The organism is Nevskia sp. (genome assembly GCF_021732705.1).
In the GTDB taxonomy this organism is placed as follows: Bacteria; Pseudomonadota; Gammaproteobacteria; order Nevskiales; family Nevskiaceae; genus Nevskia.
Map to the genome: position 1 here is coordinate 25,339 of NZ_JAKFUM010000011.1, position 13,544 is coordinate 38,882.

Sequence of the window (13,544 nt, forward strand, 5' to 3'; positions counted from 1 at the left end):
CTGCCGCCACACTTCCTCTTCAGCCCCGCTGCCGTTCAGCCGTTTTGTTGAGATCGGCTTTCAGCGCGCGCGGCCCGCACAAGTGTGTCGGCGTGACCCATAGAGCAACGGCCATGCCAAGATAAATTTATCTCACAAGCTATTGTATTTATTGTTTTTTACGATGTTCCACACGCGATGTGACAATCGCTCGTTGTTTCATTGAGGGGACGACTTTCGAGTCAGTTCCGTTACACCGCCAGCGCAGGGGTGCAAAACCTCAGGCGTCGCGCGAGGCCGGCAGTCGCAGCAGGATGCAGGTGCCACCGCCGGGGTTCGCGCCGAGCGTCAGCGTGGCCCCGAGGGTCTCGGCGCGCTCGGCCATGCCGAGCAGTCCGAGCCCGACCCGCTCCGACGCCGACCGGGTCGTGCCGGCAGTGCCGGGAAGACCGCAACCGTCGTCGACGATGCGCAGCTCGATCGCGCCGTCGCTGCCCGCTTCCAGCATCAGGCTGATCCGCCGCGCACGGGCATGCCGTGTGGCGTTGGTCAGCGCTTCCTGCGCGATGCGGAACAGATACACCTGCACCAGCGGCCCGCCCGGCACGCGGTCCAGCGCGATGTGCTGCTCGAAGCGGATCTGCGGGCAGCGCGCAGCCCAGTCCATCACCAGATTCTCGAGCGCCGGCCCCAGCCCGAACTCTTCGAGACCGGCGGGCCGGAGCCGTGCCAGCAGGCCGTGAAGGCCGTCGTAGAGGCTGGCGATGCCGGACCGGATCGCCGAGGCACGATGGGTCAGCTCCGGCACCGCGGTACCGGCCTTCTGCTGCAGCACCGCCGCCTCGGCATCCATCGCCGCGAGGCTCTGGCCGAGATCGTCGTGCAGCTCGCGGGCGATCGAGCGCCGTTCGCGCTCCTGCACTTCCAGACTGTGGCGCAGCAGGCGCTGATTGTCCGATCGCGCATGTTCGAGGCTTTCGCCGAGTTCGACGACGCTGTCGATGATCGTGCGCAGTTCCGGTGTCGTGGCCGTCGGCATGCCGGGGTGCAGCTCGCCGCGGCCGATACGAGCCAGCGCGTCGCGAATCAGGTCGATCGGCCGGAACGCGCGCCAGACCGAGAACACGACGATGGCATTGGTCAGGAAGCCGATCGCGACGATCAGCAGCAGCAGCGGCCGCGCCTCGTTCCAGGCTTCGAGGATTTCATCGGCGGGATCGGAGCGGATGACGACTGCGGCGATTCGTCCGTCGCGTCCGGTGACATTGCGCCGGAGCTCACGGGGTGCCGTGGTGACATGGGCGACGAACCAGTCCGGCACGCTGTCGTCGACCGCCGCCGGGCACCCGCGAGCCGCCGGCAGTTCGCCGACCTTCTCGACGCACAGGTGCCGGGTGTGCTCGAACACGCCGAGCAGCACCGGCAGCAGGTCGGCGTCGGTCGCCTCGACCGGAATCGCGTGTTCGTCGAGCAGGCTCGACGCCAGCCGCATCACCGCATCGATCTCGCCCTGGACCGAACGGCGCGAGTTGCCGAGCACGGCATAGACCGCCAGCAGCAGCACGATGCCGAGCAGCAGGCCGATCGACAGGCTGAGCCGAGTCTTGAGATCGATCCGGGTCAGCGCGCCATGCAGACGCAGTCGCGCGCGATCCACCCAGCCGGGTGGCGCCAGCGCGGCGACGTCAGACACGCACGACGCCGGCCACGATGGCCAGGCGCGCCATCTCGGCGGCCGAGCGCAGACCCAACTTCAGCCGGATCTGGGAGTAATGGTTGGAAACCGTCTTGCCGCTGATGCACAGGCCGCTGGCGATGTCGCGCACCGATCGTCCTTCGGCGATCTGGCGGAAGATCTCGAATTCGCGCTGACTCAGGCGATGCAGCGCATCGTCCGGCCGCCGTTGCTGCTGTCGGGTGCCGGCCAGATCCGGCGACAGGAATTCACGGCCGTGGGCCACGCTGTCGACGGCCGCCACCAGCGTGTCGGGCGCCGAGCGCTTGCTGACATAGCCGAGCGCGCCGGCGGCAAACGCACGATTCACGAACATCGGCTCCTCGTGCACGCTGAACGCGAGGGCCTTCAAATCCGGCTGCCGCGCGCTCAGCCGGCGCAGCAGTTCGATGCCGCCGACACCGGGCAGGGACAGGTCGGTGATGACCACATCGGGCGCACATTCCAGGAAGCGGCGATACCCGCAGGCGGCCGATGACGCTTCGGCGACGACCTGATATTCGGGAGCGCACTCGAGCAACTGACGATAGCCGGCACGCACGACGGCGTGATCGTCGACCAGCAGGATACGGATCATCGGGGTTTCTCCTCAGGCAGCGGGCGCGCTCGAATCGGCGCTTGTGTTCGTCTGTCTCAAGTCCGCGACGACGAAGGCCCGGGCAAGCATCGCCCGGGCCTCGTGTCACTGACAACTATCGGCTGAAGCCAGCCGATGTCGACCGCTCGATCAGTAGGCGATGCAGACAGCCTTCGTTTCGAGATAGTTGTTCAGCACCTGATGGCCCATTTCGCGGCCCCAGCCCGACTGCTTGTAGCCGCCGAACGGCATCGAAGCATCGAAGATGTTGTAGCAGTTGACCCAGACCGTGCCGGCGCGCAGGCGCGGAACCAGCTTGTGGATCTTCGACACGTCCTGCGACCAGATGCCGGCGGCCAGGCCATAGACCGAGTCGTTGGCACGACGGACCAGCTCGTCATCGACGTCGCTGAAGCGGGTGGCGACCAGAACCGGCCCGAAGATTTCTTCCTGGACGACCTTGGCGCTGTCGGCAGCGTTGATGATGACGGTCGGCTCGACGAAGTAGCCTTCGTTGCCCCAGCGGCCGCCACCGGTGGCGAGCGACGCGCCTTCGGTCTTGCCGGCAGCCATGTAGCCCGAAACGCGGTCGAACTGGTTCTGCGACACCAGCGGTCCGAGCTGGGTCGACGGGTCGAGGCCCGGGCCCATCTTCAGGCCCTTGGCGTAGGCGGCGATGCCGGCCACGACTTCGTCATAGACCTTGTCCTGGATGAACAGGCGCGAGCCGGCGCTGCAGGTCTGGCCCTGGTTGAAGAAGATCGCGCTGGCGGCACCCGGAATCGCCTTCGACAGGTCGGCGTCGTTCAGGATGATGTTCGGCGACTTGCCGCCGAGTTCCAGGGTCAGCTTCTTCAGGTCGTTGGCGGCCGCCTTGACGATCAGCTTGCCGACTTCGGTCGAACCGGTGAAGGCGACCTTGTCGACGCCCGGGTGGCTGGCCAGCGGCGCGCCGGTGGTTTCGCCGAAACCGGTGACCACGTTCAGCACGCCCTTCGGCAGGCCGGCTTCCTGGATCAGTTCGGCCAGGCGCAGCGCGGTCAGCGGGGTTTCCTCGGCCGGCTTCAGCACGACGGTGCAGCCGCAGGCCAGCGCCGGAGCGAGCTTCCACGCCGCCATCAGGATCGGGAAGTTCCACGGAATGATCTGGCCGACGACGCCGATCGGCTCGCGCTTGGTGTAGGCGTGGTACTCGGTGCCCGGGGTGAACGGCACCGACAGGTCGAGCACGCCGCCATCGGCCTTGGTCGTCCAGCCGGCCATGTAGTGGAAGATGTCGGCGGCGAGCGCGACGTCGGCCACCTTGGCAACGACGACCGGCTTGCCGTTGTCGAGCGATTCCAGCTGGGCCAGCTCGTCCTGATGCTTCAGGATCAGGTCACCGATGCGATGCAGCAGCTTGCCGCGGTTCGACGGCGACATCTTGCGCCACTCGCTGTGATCGTCGAACGCGCGACGGGCCGCGGCAACAGCCGCGTTGACGTCTTCCTTGCTGCCGCTCTGGGCGTGGGCCACGACCTGACCGGTGGCCGGGTTGTAGATTTCGAAGGTTTCGCCCGACGTCGAGTTGACCCACTCGCCGTCGATCAGAATCTTCTTCGGGCTGCTGATGAACTTGCGGGCTTCTGCGCCCAGTGCTTCCAGGCCTTTTGATCCATCCATTTTTCGATCTCCTCGTGCATTGTTTGGGGTGACGGACATACTGCCGGCGATGTTGCGCCGGGTGCGTGGACTCTACACCCGGGCATCGCAACGAACCGCTGATGGCAAGAACCAAGCCAGCCGCCCGCGCGCCTGAAAAAATGAATCAACTGCCTGTTTTTTCTCAAGTTGCTGACGATGTACCGAGGTGGTGCACCCCCTGCTGTCACAGCCGCGGCGCGTGCGCCGGCATCGGTGTTGCAGGGCTGACACAGTGGTGCGCCTTCGGGCGGCAGACGGGCCGACGGCCGTCCGCTTTTCGTTGACCGGGGGCGATTCCGGGTCTACCGTGCCTTGGCATCACAGTTGCTTGGGCCGCGCGTATGCGGGTTCGCGGGCACCGGCATCGACCAGAAAGAACACAACAAGCCCCGTGACGACGAGCGCGGGGAGTGCGATGAGGAGCGATGAGATGGGCGACAACGCCGCCGTACAGCATGCCAATGGCGTGCTGCGGTTGATCAATGGCGATGGCATGGCGCGGACCGGGCTCGATGAAGCCGTTCGCGTGTCATGGCAGCGCTGCCTCAACGAATTCCAGCTCGATCCTGCACGGCTGCATGCACCAAGCGTGATCAACAGCAACAACCTCAAGGATCTGCAGGCGCGCCACGACGAACTGGTGGAAATCGCCCGGGCCGAGATGGATACGCTGTACGACCAGATCAGCGGCTCCGGCTACGCGCTGCTGCTGACCGATGCCAAGGGCATCATCCTGACCGAAAAGGTCGATCCGACGCTGACCAAGATGTTCCGCAGCGCCGGCCTCATCGTCGGCGCCGAATGGAGCGAGAAGAGCGAAGGCACCAACGGCATCGGCACCTGCATCGCGGAAGGCCGCTCGATCACCATTCACCGCAACGATCACTTCCGCGCGCGCCACATCGGCCTGTCGTGCTCCGGCTCGCCGATCCGCGACATGAACGGCAACATGATCGCCGTGCTCGATGCCTCGTCCGTCGGCAGTCACGACACCCGCGCCAGCCAGATGCACACGATGGCGCTGGTCAACACGTCGGCGCGGCTGATCGAGAAGTGCCTGTTCCTGCGCCGCTGCCAGCCGTACCGCATCCTGCGATTCCACAGCCGCCCGGAATTCGTCAACCTGCTGCATGACGCGGCGCTCGCGCTGACCGAGGACGGTCACGTCGCCGCCGCCGACGACATGGCCGTGTCGCTGCTGTCGGCCCCGAGCCGCGCCAGCCTGATCGGCCGGCCGGTCAGCGAACTGTTCGATCTTGGCGAGCTGGAACTCGAACAACTGGTGACCACGCGTCAGGCGCTGCTGCCGATGCGCGACCAGCGCTTCGGCCGGCGCTTCTTCGTCACTCTCGCGCCGCCGCAGATGCTGACTCGCCTCGTCGATTCCGGCGATCGCCCGCGCCGCTCGATGCCGGAGCGCGTCCAGATCACGCCGGCACCGCTGATGACGGCGCTGTCGCTGGAGGATCTCGCGGGCCAGGATCCGCAGATGCTGCAGAACATCCGCACCGCACGCCGGCTGGCCGATTCGCGGGTGCCGATCCTGATCCAGGGACCGACCGGCTCGGGCAAGGAAGTGTTCGCCAAGGCCATTCATCTGGCCAGCAGCCGCGCGTCGCAGCAGTTCGTCGCGGTGAACTGCGCGGCCATTCCGGAGACGCTGATCGAATCCGAACTGTTCGGCTACAAGGCTGGCGCCTTCACCGGCGCGCGCAAGGAAGGCATGCGCGGCCGCATCGTGCAGTCCTCCGGCGGCACGCTGTTTCTCGACGAAATCGGCGACATGCCGCTGAACCTGCAGACGCGCCTGTTGCGCGTGCTCGAAGAACAGGAAGTGGTGCCGCTCGGCTGCGAGCAGGCCGTGAAGGTCGAGCTGAGCGTGGTCAGCGCCTCGCACCGCAACCTGCAGGACATGATCGCCCGCGGCGAATTCCGCGAAGACCTGTACTACCGACTCAACGGCATGACGCTCGAGCTTCCGGGGCTCAAGGACAGGGTCGACGCCGAAAGCCTGATCCGCCGCTTCATCGCGCTCGAAGCCCGCGCCGGGCAGGCCGTGTCGATCGAGGCCGACGCCTTCGAGAGTCTCGTCAGCTACGACTGGCCGGGCAACATCCGCGAACTGCGCAATGTCATCCGCACGGCGCTGGCGATCTGCGAGAACGGGGTGATCCGGAGCGTGGACCTGCCGCGCACTGTGTCGCACCGCCAGCGCAAGCCGGGCCTGCCGACCCCCGCCGCGGCGCTGCCGGCACCGGCGGTGACGGCAGCGGTCAGCACCCCGGAGGCCCTGCCGGCACCGCCGAGCCTGCAGGCCGTCGCAGGCGTCAATCCGCTGGAAGCGGCCGAGCGCGGCGCGATCCTGAGGGCGGTCGAAAGCAATGCCTGGAACATGACCTTGACCGCGCGCGAACTCGGCATGAGTCGCAACACGCTGTATCGCAAGCTCAAGCGGCACAGCATTCCCGTGGGCGATGCGCGGCGCGACGATCTGTCCCGGATGTGACACAACGACCGTTTCAGGCAGCGCCGTGACAATTTGCCGTCGTCTCGAAAAGGCCGTGAAAAAGACCTTGATTCGCGCGTCGGAAACGGCTTAAATTCCAGCAGTGACAGGGACTTGCGAAGAAGCAATTCGCACCATTGAATCATACGATTGGGAACTAATCCTGACGTGGCATAGTCTCTGCACTGTCGGGATGTCCTTTAAGGGCATGCTGGCAAAATCACTGCGATCAGACGGAGGAATCAATCATGCGTTGGACGAAGCCGAGCTTCACCGAAATGCGTTTTGGCATGGAAGTGACGATGTACATCCTCAACCGCTAAGCCTTCCGGCACCGGTCCGCCCAGGGTTCTCCCGAAGCGGCGCCAGCCAGATAGCGGTGACGAAGCCCCCGGCCAAAACTGGGGGCTTTGTTTTGAGGGCGCGTTTTTGCGACGCAGCGCAGCAATCGACGCGGCGTCCGTTACGAAACCCCGAACATGAAAATAAGAATTCTGGGTTCCGCGGCGGGAGGAGGATTCCCCCAGTGGAACTGCAATTGCGAAACCTGCGCCGGCCAGCGTAGCGGCACTCTGCTGGCAACGGCCCGCTCCCAGTCGTCGATCGCGGTCAGCGACAACGGTCAGGACTGGGTGCTGATCAATGCATCGCCGGACATCCGTTCGCAGATTCTGGCCACGCCGGACCTGCAGCCGAACCGTGCCCTGCGCGATACCGGGATCAAGGCCGTGTTCCTGATGGATGCGCAGATCGATCACGTGACCGGTCTGCTGATGCTGCGCGAGTCCAAAGTCCGGCTGCCGATCTACTGCTCGGCGCGGGTCAAGGCCGATCTGACATCCGGCTTCCCGATCTTCAACATCCTCGAACACTACTGCGGTGTCGACTGGCACGACGTGAAGCCGGACGGCACGACGTTCACCGTCGACGGCATCGATCACATCGAGTTCGCGCCGTTCGCGCTGACCAGCAAGGCGCCGCCGTATTCGCCGCATCGCGCGAATCCCGCGCCCGGCGACAACCTTGGCCTCGTCATCCGCAGCACACGCACCGGCAAGCAGGCGCTGTACGCGCCGGGTCTGGGCGTGATCGAGCCACCGGTCGAGCAGGCGATGCGCGAAGCCGACCTGATCCTCGTCGACGGCACGACCTGGACCGATGACGAGATGAGCCGTCGCGGCGTTGGAAGCAAGCTCGCGCGCGAGATGGGGCACCTGTATCAGTCCGGCCCCGGTGGCATGCTCGAAGTGTTGAGCGCCTATCCGAACGCGCGGCGCGTGCTCATCCACATCAACAACACGAACCCGATCCTCGTCGACAACGGCCCCGAGCGCGCGCTGGTGGCGCAGCATGGTGTCGAAGTGGCGCAGGACGGCATGGTTTTCGAACTGTAGGAGTCGGGCAATGAACGCATCGGTCGATACCTCCAATCTGCCGTGGACCAAGGAAGAGTTCGCGGCCCGGCTCAAGGCCTTCGAGCCGTACTACCACATCCACCATCCGTTTCAGGTGGCGATGAACAGCGGCAAGCTGTCGAAGGAAGCGGTTCAGGGCTGGGTGCTCAATCGCTTCTATTACCAGACCGCGATTCCGAACAAGGACGCCGCACTGCTGGCCAACTGCCCGGATCGCGAAGTCCGCCGCCGCTGGATCCAGCGCATCATCGATCACGATGGCAACGATCAGGTCGAAGGCGGCATCGAGCGCTGGGTCCGGCTTGGCGAAGCGGTGGGACTCAAGCGCGAGGACATCGTCAGCCACCGCTACGTGCTGCCCGGCGTGCGTTTTGCCGTTGATGCCTACGTCAACTTCGTGCGCCGTGCGTCGTGGCAGGAAGGCGTGGCGTCGTCGCTGACCGAGCTGTTCGCGCCGTCGATCCACAAGGAACGCATCTCCGAGTGGCCGAAGCACTATCCGTGGATCGAAAGCAGCGGGCTCGACTACTTCAAGGGCCGCGTGCAGGAAGCGCATCGCGACGTGCAGCACGGCCTGGGTTTGACTCTGGATCTGTTCGTCACCCGCGCCGAGCAGGAACGTGCGCTCGAGCTGTTGAAGTTCAAGCTCGACATCCTGTGGACCATGCTCGATGCCATGACCATGGCCTACGTCAAGAACGAGCCGCCGTATCACTGCGTGACCGGCTTCGCGCAGGGCATGAACGCCGCCGAGATCAGCGGAGCGGCGCATGTCTGAGCCGGACAAGAAGATCGAGTACGCCACCGAATACAAGCCGCTGCACGATGGGCCGATCAGGCTCGCGCGCGGTCATCGCATCCAGTACGAGACCGTGCAGGGCTGCGATGTGCTGCTGTATCCGGAAGGTGTGGTCCAGCTCAGCGAATCCGCCGCGATGATCCTGAAGACCGTCGACGGCCAGAAGTCCGCGACCGAGATCGCGGCCGCGCTGATGGCGCAGTTTCCCGAAGCCGGCGACATTTCCGGCGATGTGAAGAGCTTTCTGGAGGTAGCCCATGCACGAGGGTGGATCGCCTAGTCCAATCGCGATGCCGGCGATCAAGCCGCCGCTGTGGCTGCTCGCCGAGCTGACCTATGCCTGTCCGCTGCAGTGCGCGTACTGCTCGAATCCGGTCGATTTCAACGGCCACGGCAAGACCATGGACACGGAGACCTGGATTCGCGTGCTGCGCGATGCCCGCTCGATGGGCGCGCTGCAGCTTGGCCTGTCCGGCGGCGAACCGCTGGTGCGTCAGGACCTCGAAACGCTGGTCGCGGAGAGCACCAAGCTCGGCTACTACTCGAACCTGATCACCTCGGGCATCGGCATGGATGCCGCCCGCGCCCGTTCGCTGAAGGCGGCCGGCCTCGACCACATCCAGGTCAGCTTCCAGAGTTCGGAAGCCAATCAGAACGACGAGATCGCCGGCATGCGCGCCTATGCGCACAAGCTGGACATGGCGCGCGCGGTCAAGGCCGCCGGCTTCCCGATGGTGCTGTGCTTTGTCCTCCACCGGGACAACCTGCATCGCCTGCGCGAAATGCTCGATCTGGCGATCGAACTGGAAGCCGATTACGTCGAGCTGGCGACCACGCAGTACTACGGCTGGGCGCTGCTGAATCGCGACCGCCTGCTGCCGACGCTTGAACAGGTTCGCGAAGCCGAAGGCGTTGCCAACGAGTATCAGGCGCGCCTCAAGGGCAAGATGGACATTTACTTCGTGGTGCCGGACTACTACGAGAAGCGTCCGAAGCCGTGCATGAACGGCTGGGGCTCGGTGTTCCTGCTGGTGACGCCGGACGGCACCGCCCTGCCCTGCCACGCCGCGCGCCAGCTGCCGGGCTTCGAGTTCCCGAACGTGCAGACCTCGTCGGTCAAGGACATCTGGCAGACCTCGGATGCCTTCAACCGCTTCCGCGGCTTCGGCTGGATGAAGGAGCCGTGCCTGTCGTGCCCGGAGAAGGAAAAGGATTTCGGCGGCTGCCGCTGTCAGGCCTTCCAGTTCACCGGCGATGCCGCCGCCACCGATCCGGTCTGCGACAAGTCCCCGCTGCGGCATCTCGTCGATGAAGCCGTCTCCAGCGCCCGCAGCACGACGATCGAAAAGCCGATCATCTTCCGCAATCCGAAGAATTCTGACCGGCACGCAATCAAGCTCGCGGAATTGACGACGCCGAGGTAGCACGCGCCAAGCCCGCACCGATCCGCCGCCACGCGCGGCGATCGGTGCACGGCGAAACAGAGTTCAGGCGACGTTCATCGCGACGGGTCCACGATGGCGCCATCACGTCGCTGTCCGCGAGTCCGATTCGGGCCCGGCGATGCTGAACCGATCCGTGAAAATTCGAGGAATGTCATCGTGAAAATGAATCTCAAGACGCTGTTTGCCGCCATCGCGCTGAGCGCCTGTGCTGCCCCGTTGCAGGCAGCCGACGTCGGCATTTCGGTGAACATCGGCCAGCCCGGCTTCTACGGCCAGATCGACATCGGCGATTTCCCGCAGCCCCGCGTGATCTACGAGCAGCCGGTGATCATCGAGCGCCATCGCGTCGTCGAGCGGCCGGTGTATGTGCGTGTGCCGCCGGGTCACCGCAAGGATTGGAAGCGCTACTGCGGCCGTTACAGCGCCTGCGGCCGCCCGGTCTACTTCGTTCGCGATGACTGGTACAACAACGACTATGCGCCGCGGTACCGCGAGCGTCATGGCGACCACGACGACCATGGTGGTCGCGGTCACGACGACCATGGCCACGACGACCACCGCGGTCATGGCAAGGGCAAGGGAAAGGACAAGGATCGGCATTGATCCGGTAACGACGGCACAGGTCTGGATTCCGAATAGCGGTCAATCCATTAATGTTGGTGAAATCCGACTATCGACCGGATTTTTTTCCCAGCAACGGCTCGGCAGACTCTCAAATGTTGCATCGCGATATCCATCGCGCCCAACGCCCGGAGTGATAGATGCTCAAGAATCAGACCCTGATGATGGCTGCTGCCGTGCTCGCGCTGTCTGCCTGCAGCAAGGCACCGGCCCCCGCCGCTGCCGAAACCGCCGCCCCGGCCGTCGAAGCGGCCCCGGTTGCGGCCGGCATCGAAGGTTGCGCCAAGGCCGTGCTCGCGCAGGCACCAGGCGAACTGCTGCAGGCGACCCTGAAGTCCGAAAGCGCTGGCAAGGTCTGGGAGTTCGAGGTCAAGCAGGCCGATGGCAAGCTGCTCGACATCGAGTGCAGCGACACCGCCGGCACCATTGTCGAGACCGAGACCCGCGTTGCCAGCGCCGCCGATCCGGCGTTCGCTGCGAAGGCCAAGGTCGATGAAGCGACGGCGACCAAGACCGCCACCGACAAGGTGCCGGGCACGATCGAACGCGTCGAATACGAAGTCGAACCGGACGGCAAGGTGTCGTACGAATTCGACATCAAGGGCGCCAACGGCGACGTTCGCGTCGAAGTCGATGCCGAAACCGGCGCCATCGTCGAGGAATCGCCGGAACTGCTGGAGATCGGCAACGTCTGATCCGCGGCTTCGCGGTTCGCTGCAACGAAAAAGCCGCCGGTGCGAACCGGCGGCTTTTTTATGTCGGCCGTACGTTCAGGCCTGTGCCCGCTTCTTCACCATGCCGCGCTGCGGGTCGTAGCCATACGCCGCCCAGGCGAAGAACACGACCAGCGTGCCGGCGACCACGGCCAGCGATTCGACATTGAGCTGGCCGTACATCGCGAACCGGGTCAGCTCCACCGAGTGCGTGAACGGGTTGATGCTCGACACGTAGAACAGCCAGTCGGCGCCCGATTCCTTGAGCTTCCACAGCGGATACAGCGCCGACGACATGAAGAACATCGGGAAGATCACGAAATTCATCGTGCTCGCGAAGTTTTCGATCTGCTTGATGTAGACGCTCAGCAACAGGCCCAGCGCACCGAGCATCAGGCCGCCGAGCAACAAGGCCGGCAGCGCGTACAGCCAGCCGATCCACGGCAGGTCGACGCCGAACAGCGCGCAGACGCCGAGAAACGCGTAGCACTGCACCAGCGACAGCAAGGTGCCGGCCACCAGCTTGCACGCCAGCAGATAGGCGCGTGCGAGCGGCGCGGTCAGCAGAAGCCGCATCATGCCCATCTCGCGGTCATAGACCATCGCGAGGCTCGACTGGATGCCATTGAACAGGCAGACCATGCCGAGCAGACCCGGCGCGACATAGACCTGATATTCGACGAAGCTCGTGTACGGCTCGATCACCGCCACGCCGAACACGTTGCGGAAGCCGGCCGCGAACACCACCAGCCACAGGCTCGGCCGCACCAGCGCCGACAGCAGTCGCGAGCGCTGCTGGATGAACTTGCGCAACTCGCGCGAACTGATGGCCCACAGCGCCTCGAGCGCATGTCCCAGCTTCATTTGGACGCTCCCGCTGCTGCCGGTTTCGAAGCCGAAGACTTCGAACAGGCCGTTTCCTTCGAATCAAAGCCCAAGGTATCGAGATTGTTGACCGGATCGAGGAAGCCCTCGATCGGCGCGATCGCGATCGCCCAATTGCCGGTGTTCAGCAGCACCGGCTGGCGCAGCTGGCCATCCCACGGCCGATAGCCCATGCGGAAGCCCTTGAAGCCGTCGAGCACGATGTCCGGGCCGCGCAGGTAGGCGTCGCTCTTGTCGTAGTCCGGCGTGCCGGCACGGACCACCGCCTCGACCACGCTCTTGACCGCCATCCATGCCGCCCAGTCATACGACGTCACCTGCCGCCCCGCCGCCTTGATCAGGCGATTGTTCAGCTGGCGCGCACCGTCGCGTTCCCACGACCAGTGCCAGCCATCGGCGACCAGCCCGGCCGCGCCGATCACGACTCTCGGCTTGGCGGTCTGATACGGCACGGCGCGGGCAAACTCGCCATCGGTATCGGCGACAAACACGGCGTCGTAATCCTTGGAGCCGGTCAGCAGCTGCAGATTGTTCAGTTCGCGCTCGCGCGGATCCTGGCCCAGCTTGAATGGCTTGCTGTCGACGGTCTTGATGCCGAAGCGCTTGGCCGAGCGCGCCCACGCGGCCGCCAGCTCGGCATCCGCAGGATTCGGCCCCTGAAGCACCAGCACGCTGGCCCAGCGCCGCAGCACCAGATACTGCGCCAGCGCATCGGTGAGCATCGCGTGATTCGGCAGCACATGCAGCAGCCGGCTCTGGCACTGCGCGCCGCGCAGGCTGTCCTGCGCGGCAGCGATGTTGAACAGCGTCACCGGCAGGGCCGCGGTGCGCTTGGCGAGATCGGCCAGCACCGGGCCATCGGCATCGACGATCACGTAATGGATGCCGGCGGTGACCATCGCCTTGACCGCATCGGCCATGCCGGCGACATCGGCAGCCTCGCGCTTCAGCAGCTCGAACTTGAGCTTGAGCGCGGCACCCGAGAAAGCGGTTTCGCTGATCGCCTGCGCAGCACCGGCATACGGTCGACCCCAGGGTTGCAGCGGGTACTGCGCCTTGAGCCGTTCGGCACGGTAACGCGGGTCTTCCGACCATTCGAGATAGCCGATGCGGAACGGCGTGTCGGCCGCCCGCGCCATCGGCAGCAGCGCCAGCAGCCCCAGCGCAACCGTGGCCAGCATCGCCC

At 65.1% G+C, this 13,544-nt stretch carries 13 protein-coding genes; 8 read left to right on the forward strand and 5 right to left on the reverse strand.

What is annotated here, in order from left to right; all coding sequences use genetic code 11:
• Window positions 1–259: 259 nt before the first annotated feature.
• The 3 genes from QZ951_RS14090 to QZ951_RS14100 all read right to left on the reverse strand — a co-directional run bounded on the left by QZ951_RS14090 (window position 260) and on the right by QZ951_RS14100 (window position 3,953).
• Window positions 260–1,672 (reverse strand): ATP-binding protein, encoded by a 1,413-nt coding sequence (locus QZ951_RS14090; protein WP_293001580.1) that lies wholly within the window; start codon window positions 1,670–1,672, stop codon window positions 260–262.
• A complete protein-coding gene (locus QZ951_RS14095; protein ID WP_293001582.1) occupies window positions 1,665–2,291 on the reverse strand; it encodes a response regulator transcription factor in 627 nt (208 codons plus the stop codon). The genes QZ951_RS14090 and QZ951_RS14095 overlap by 8 nt, the downstream gene beginning before the upstream one ends.
• Before the next feature lie 150 nt (window positions 2,292–2,441).
• Window positions 2,442–3,953, reverse strand: coding sequence for an aldehyde dehydrogenase family protein (locus QZ951_RS14100; RefSeq protein ID WP_293001584.1), 1,512 nt, complete (start codon window positions 3,951–3,953; stop codon window positions 2,442–2,444).
• Window positions 3,954–4,404: 451 nt separating this feature from the next.
• Between QZ951_RS14100 and QZ951_RS14105 the strand changes: the two genes are divergently transcribed.
• The 8 genes from QZ951_RS14105 (at window position 4,405) to QZ951_RS14135 (ending at window position 11,455) form a co-directional block, all read left to right on the forward strand.
• On the forward strand, window positions 4,405–6,480 hold the full coding sequence (locus tag QZ951_RS14105) for a sigma-54-dependent Fis family transcriptional regulator (protein WP_293001586.1): 2,076 nt from the start codon (window positions 4,405–4,407) through the stop codon (window positions 6,478–6,480).
• Window positions 6,481–6,728: 248 nt separating this feature from the next.
• Window positions 6,729–6,803, forward strand: a complete 75-nt coding sequence (gene pqqA / locus QZ951_RS20410; RefSeq protein ID WP_156891444.1) for a pyrroloquinoline quinone precursor peptide PqqA — start codon at window positions 6,729–6,731, stop codon at window positions 6,801–6,803.
• Window positions 6,804–6,959: 156 nt separating this feature from the next.
• Window positions 6,960–7,874: a pyrroloquinoline quinone biosynthesis protein PqqB gene (gene pqqB / locus QZ951_RS14110; RefSeq protein WP_293001588.1), complete on the forward strand. Its 915-nt coding sequence runs from the start codon at window positions 6,960–6,962 to the stop codon at window positions 7,872–7,874.
• A gap of 10 nt (window positions 7,875–7,884) precedes the next feature.
• Window positions 7,885–8,673 (forward strand): pyrroloquinoline-quinone synthase PqqC, encoded by a 789-nt coding sequence (gene pqqC / locus QZ951_RS14115; protein WP_293001590.1) that lies wholly within the window; start codon window positions 7,885–7,887, stop codon window positions 8,671–8,673.
• On the forward strand, window positions 8,666–8,974 hold the full coding sequence (pqqD, locus tag QZ951_RS14120) for a pyrroloquinoline quinone biosynthesis peptide chaperone PqqD (protein ID WP_293001592.1): 309 nt from the start codon (window positions 8,666–8,668) through the stop codon (window positions 8,972–8,974). The genes pqqC and pqqD overlap by 8 nt, the downstream gene beginning before the upstream one ends.
• A gap of 10 nt (window positions 8,975–8,984) precedes the next feature.
• Window positions 8,985–10,118, forward strand: a complete 1,134-nt coding sequence (pqqE, locus tag QZ951_RS14125) for a pyrroloquinoline quinone biosynthesis protein PqqE (protein WP_293001594.1) — start codon at window positions 8,985–8,987, stop codon at window positions 10,116–10,118.
• A 183-nt stretch (window positions 10,119–10,301) separates the two neighbouring features.
• On the forward strand, window positions 10,302–10,742 hold the full coding sequence (locus QZ951_RS14130; protein WP_366943937.1) for a hypothetical protein: 441 nt from the start codon (window positions 10,302–10,304) through the stop codon (window positions 10,740–10,742).
• Window positions 10,743–10,900: 158 nt separating this feature from the next.
• Entirely contained in the window at window positions 10,901–11,455 is a 555-nt protein-coding gene (locus tag QZ951_RS14135; RefSeq protein WP_293001598.1) for a PepSY domain-containing protein, read from the forward strand.
• A 75-nt stretch (window positions 11,456–11,530) separates the two neighbouring features.
• Here QZ951_RS14135 and QZ951_RS14140 read toward each other — a convergent pair whose 3' ends face one another.
• Together QZ951_RS14140 and QZ951_RS14145 are read right to left on the reverse strand one after the other, a co-directional pair.
• On the reverse strand, window positions 11,531–12,337 hold the full coding sequence (locus QZ951_RS14140; protein WP_293001600.1) for an ABC transporter permease: 807 nt from the start codon (window positions 12,335–12,337) through the stop codon (window positions 11,531–11,533).
• A complete protein-coding gene (locus tag QZ951_RS14145) occupies window positions 12,334–13,539 on the reverse strand; it encodes an ABC transporter substrate-binding protein (protein ID WP_293001602.1) in 1,206 nt (401 codons plus the stop codon). The genes QZ951_RS14140 and QZ951_RS14145 overlap by 4 nt, the downstream gene beginning before the upstream one ends.
• Between the last annotated feature and the right edge of the window lie 5 nt (window positions 13,540–13,544).

Bases quoted from the DNA above. Each gene is read 5' to 3' on its own strand.
- QZ951_RS14095 (WP_293001582.1), bottom strand. From the start codon at position 2,291: ATGATCCGTATCCTGCTGGTCGACGATCACGCCGTCGTGCGTGCCGGC.
- QZ951_RS14100 (WP_293001584.1), bottom strand. From the start codon at position 3,953: ATGGATGGATCAAAAGGCCTGGAAGCACTGGGCGCAGAAGCCCGCAAG.
- QZ951_RS14105 (WP_293001586.1), top strand. From the start codon at position 4,405: ATGGGCGACAACGCCGCCGTACAGCATGCCAATGGCGTGCTGCGGTTG.
- pqqB (WP_293001588.1), top strand. From the start codon at position 6,960: ATGAAAATAAGAATTCTGGGTTCCGCGGCGGGAGGAGGATTCCCCCAG.
- pqqC (WP_293001590.1), top strand. From the start codon at position 7,885: ATGAACGCATCGGTCGATACCTCCAATCTGCCGTGGACCAAGGAAGAG.
- pqqD (WP_293001592.1), top strand. From the start codon at position 8,666: ATGTCTGAGCCGGACAAGAAGATCGAGTACGCCACCGAATACAAGCCG.
- pqqE (WP_293001594.1), top strand. From the start codon at position 8,985: ATGCCGGCGATCAAGCCGCCGCTGTGGCTGCTCGCCGAGCTGACCTAT.
- QZ951_RS14130 (WP_366943937.1), top strand. From the start codon at position 10,302: ATGAATCTCAAGACGCTGTTTGCCGCCATCGCGCTGAGCGCCTGTGCT.
- QZ951_RS14135 (WP_293001598.1), top strand. From the start codon at position 10,901: ATGCTCAAGAATCAGACCCTGATGATGGCTGCTGCCGTGCTCGCGCTG.
- QZ951_RS14140 (WP_293001600.1), bottom strand. From the start codon at position 12,337: ATGAAGCTGGGACATGCGCTCGAGGCGCTGTGGGCCATCAGTTCGCGC.
- QZ951_RS14145 (WP_293001602.1), bottom strand. From the start codon at position 13,539: ATGCTGGCCACGGTTGCGCTGGGGCTGCTGGCGCTGCTGCCGATGGCG.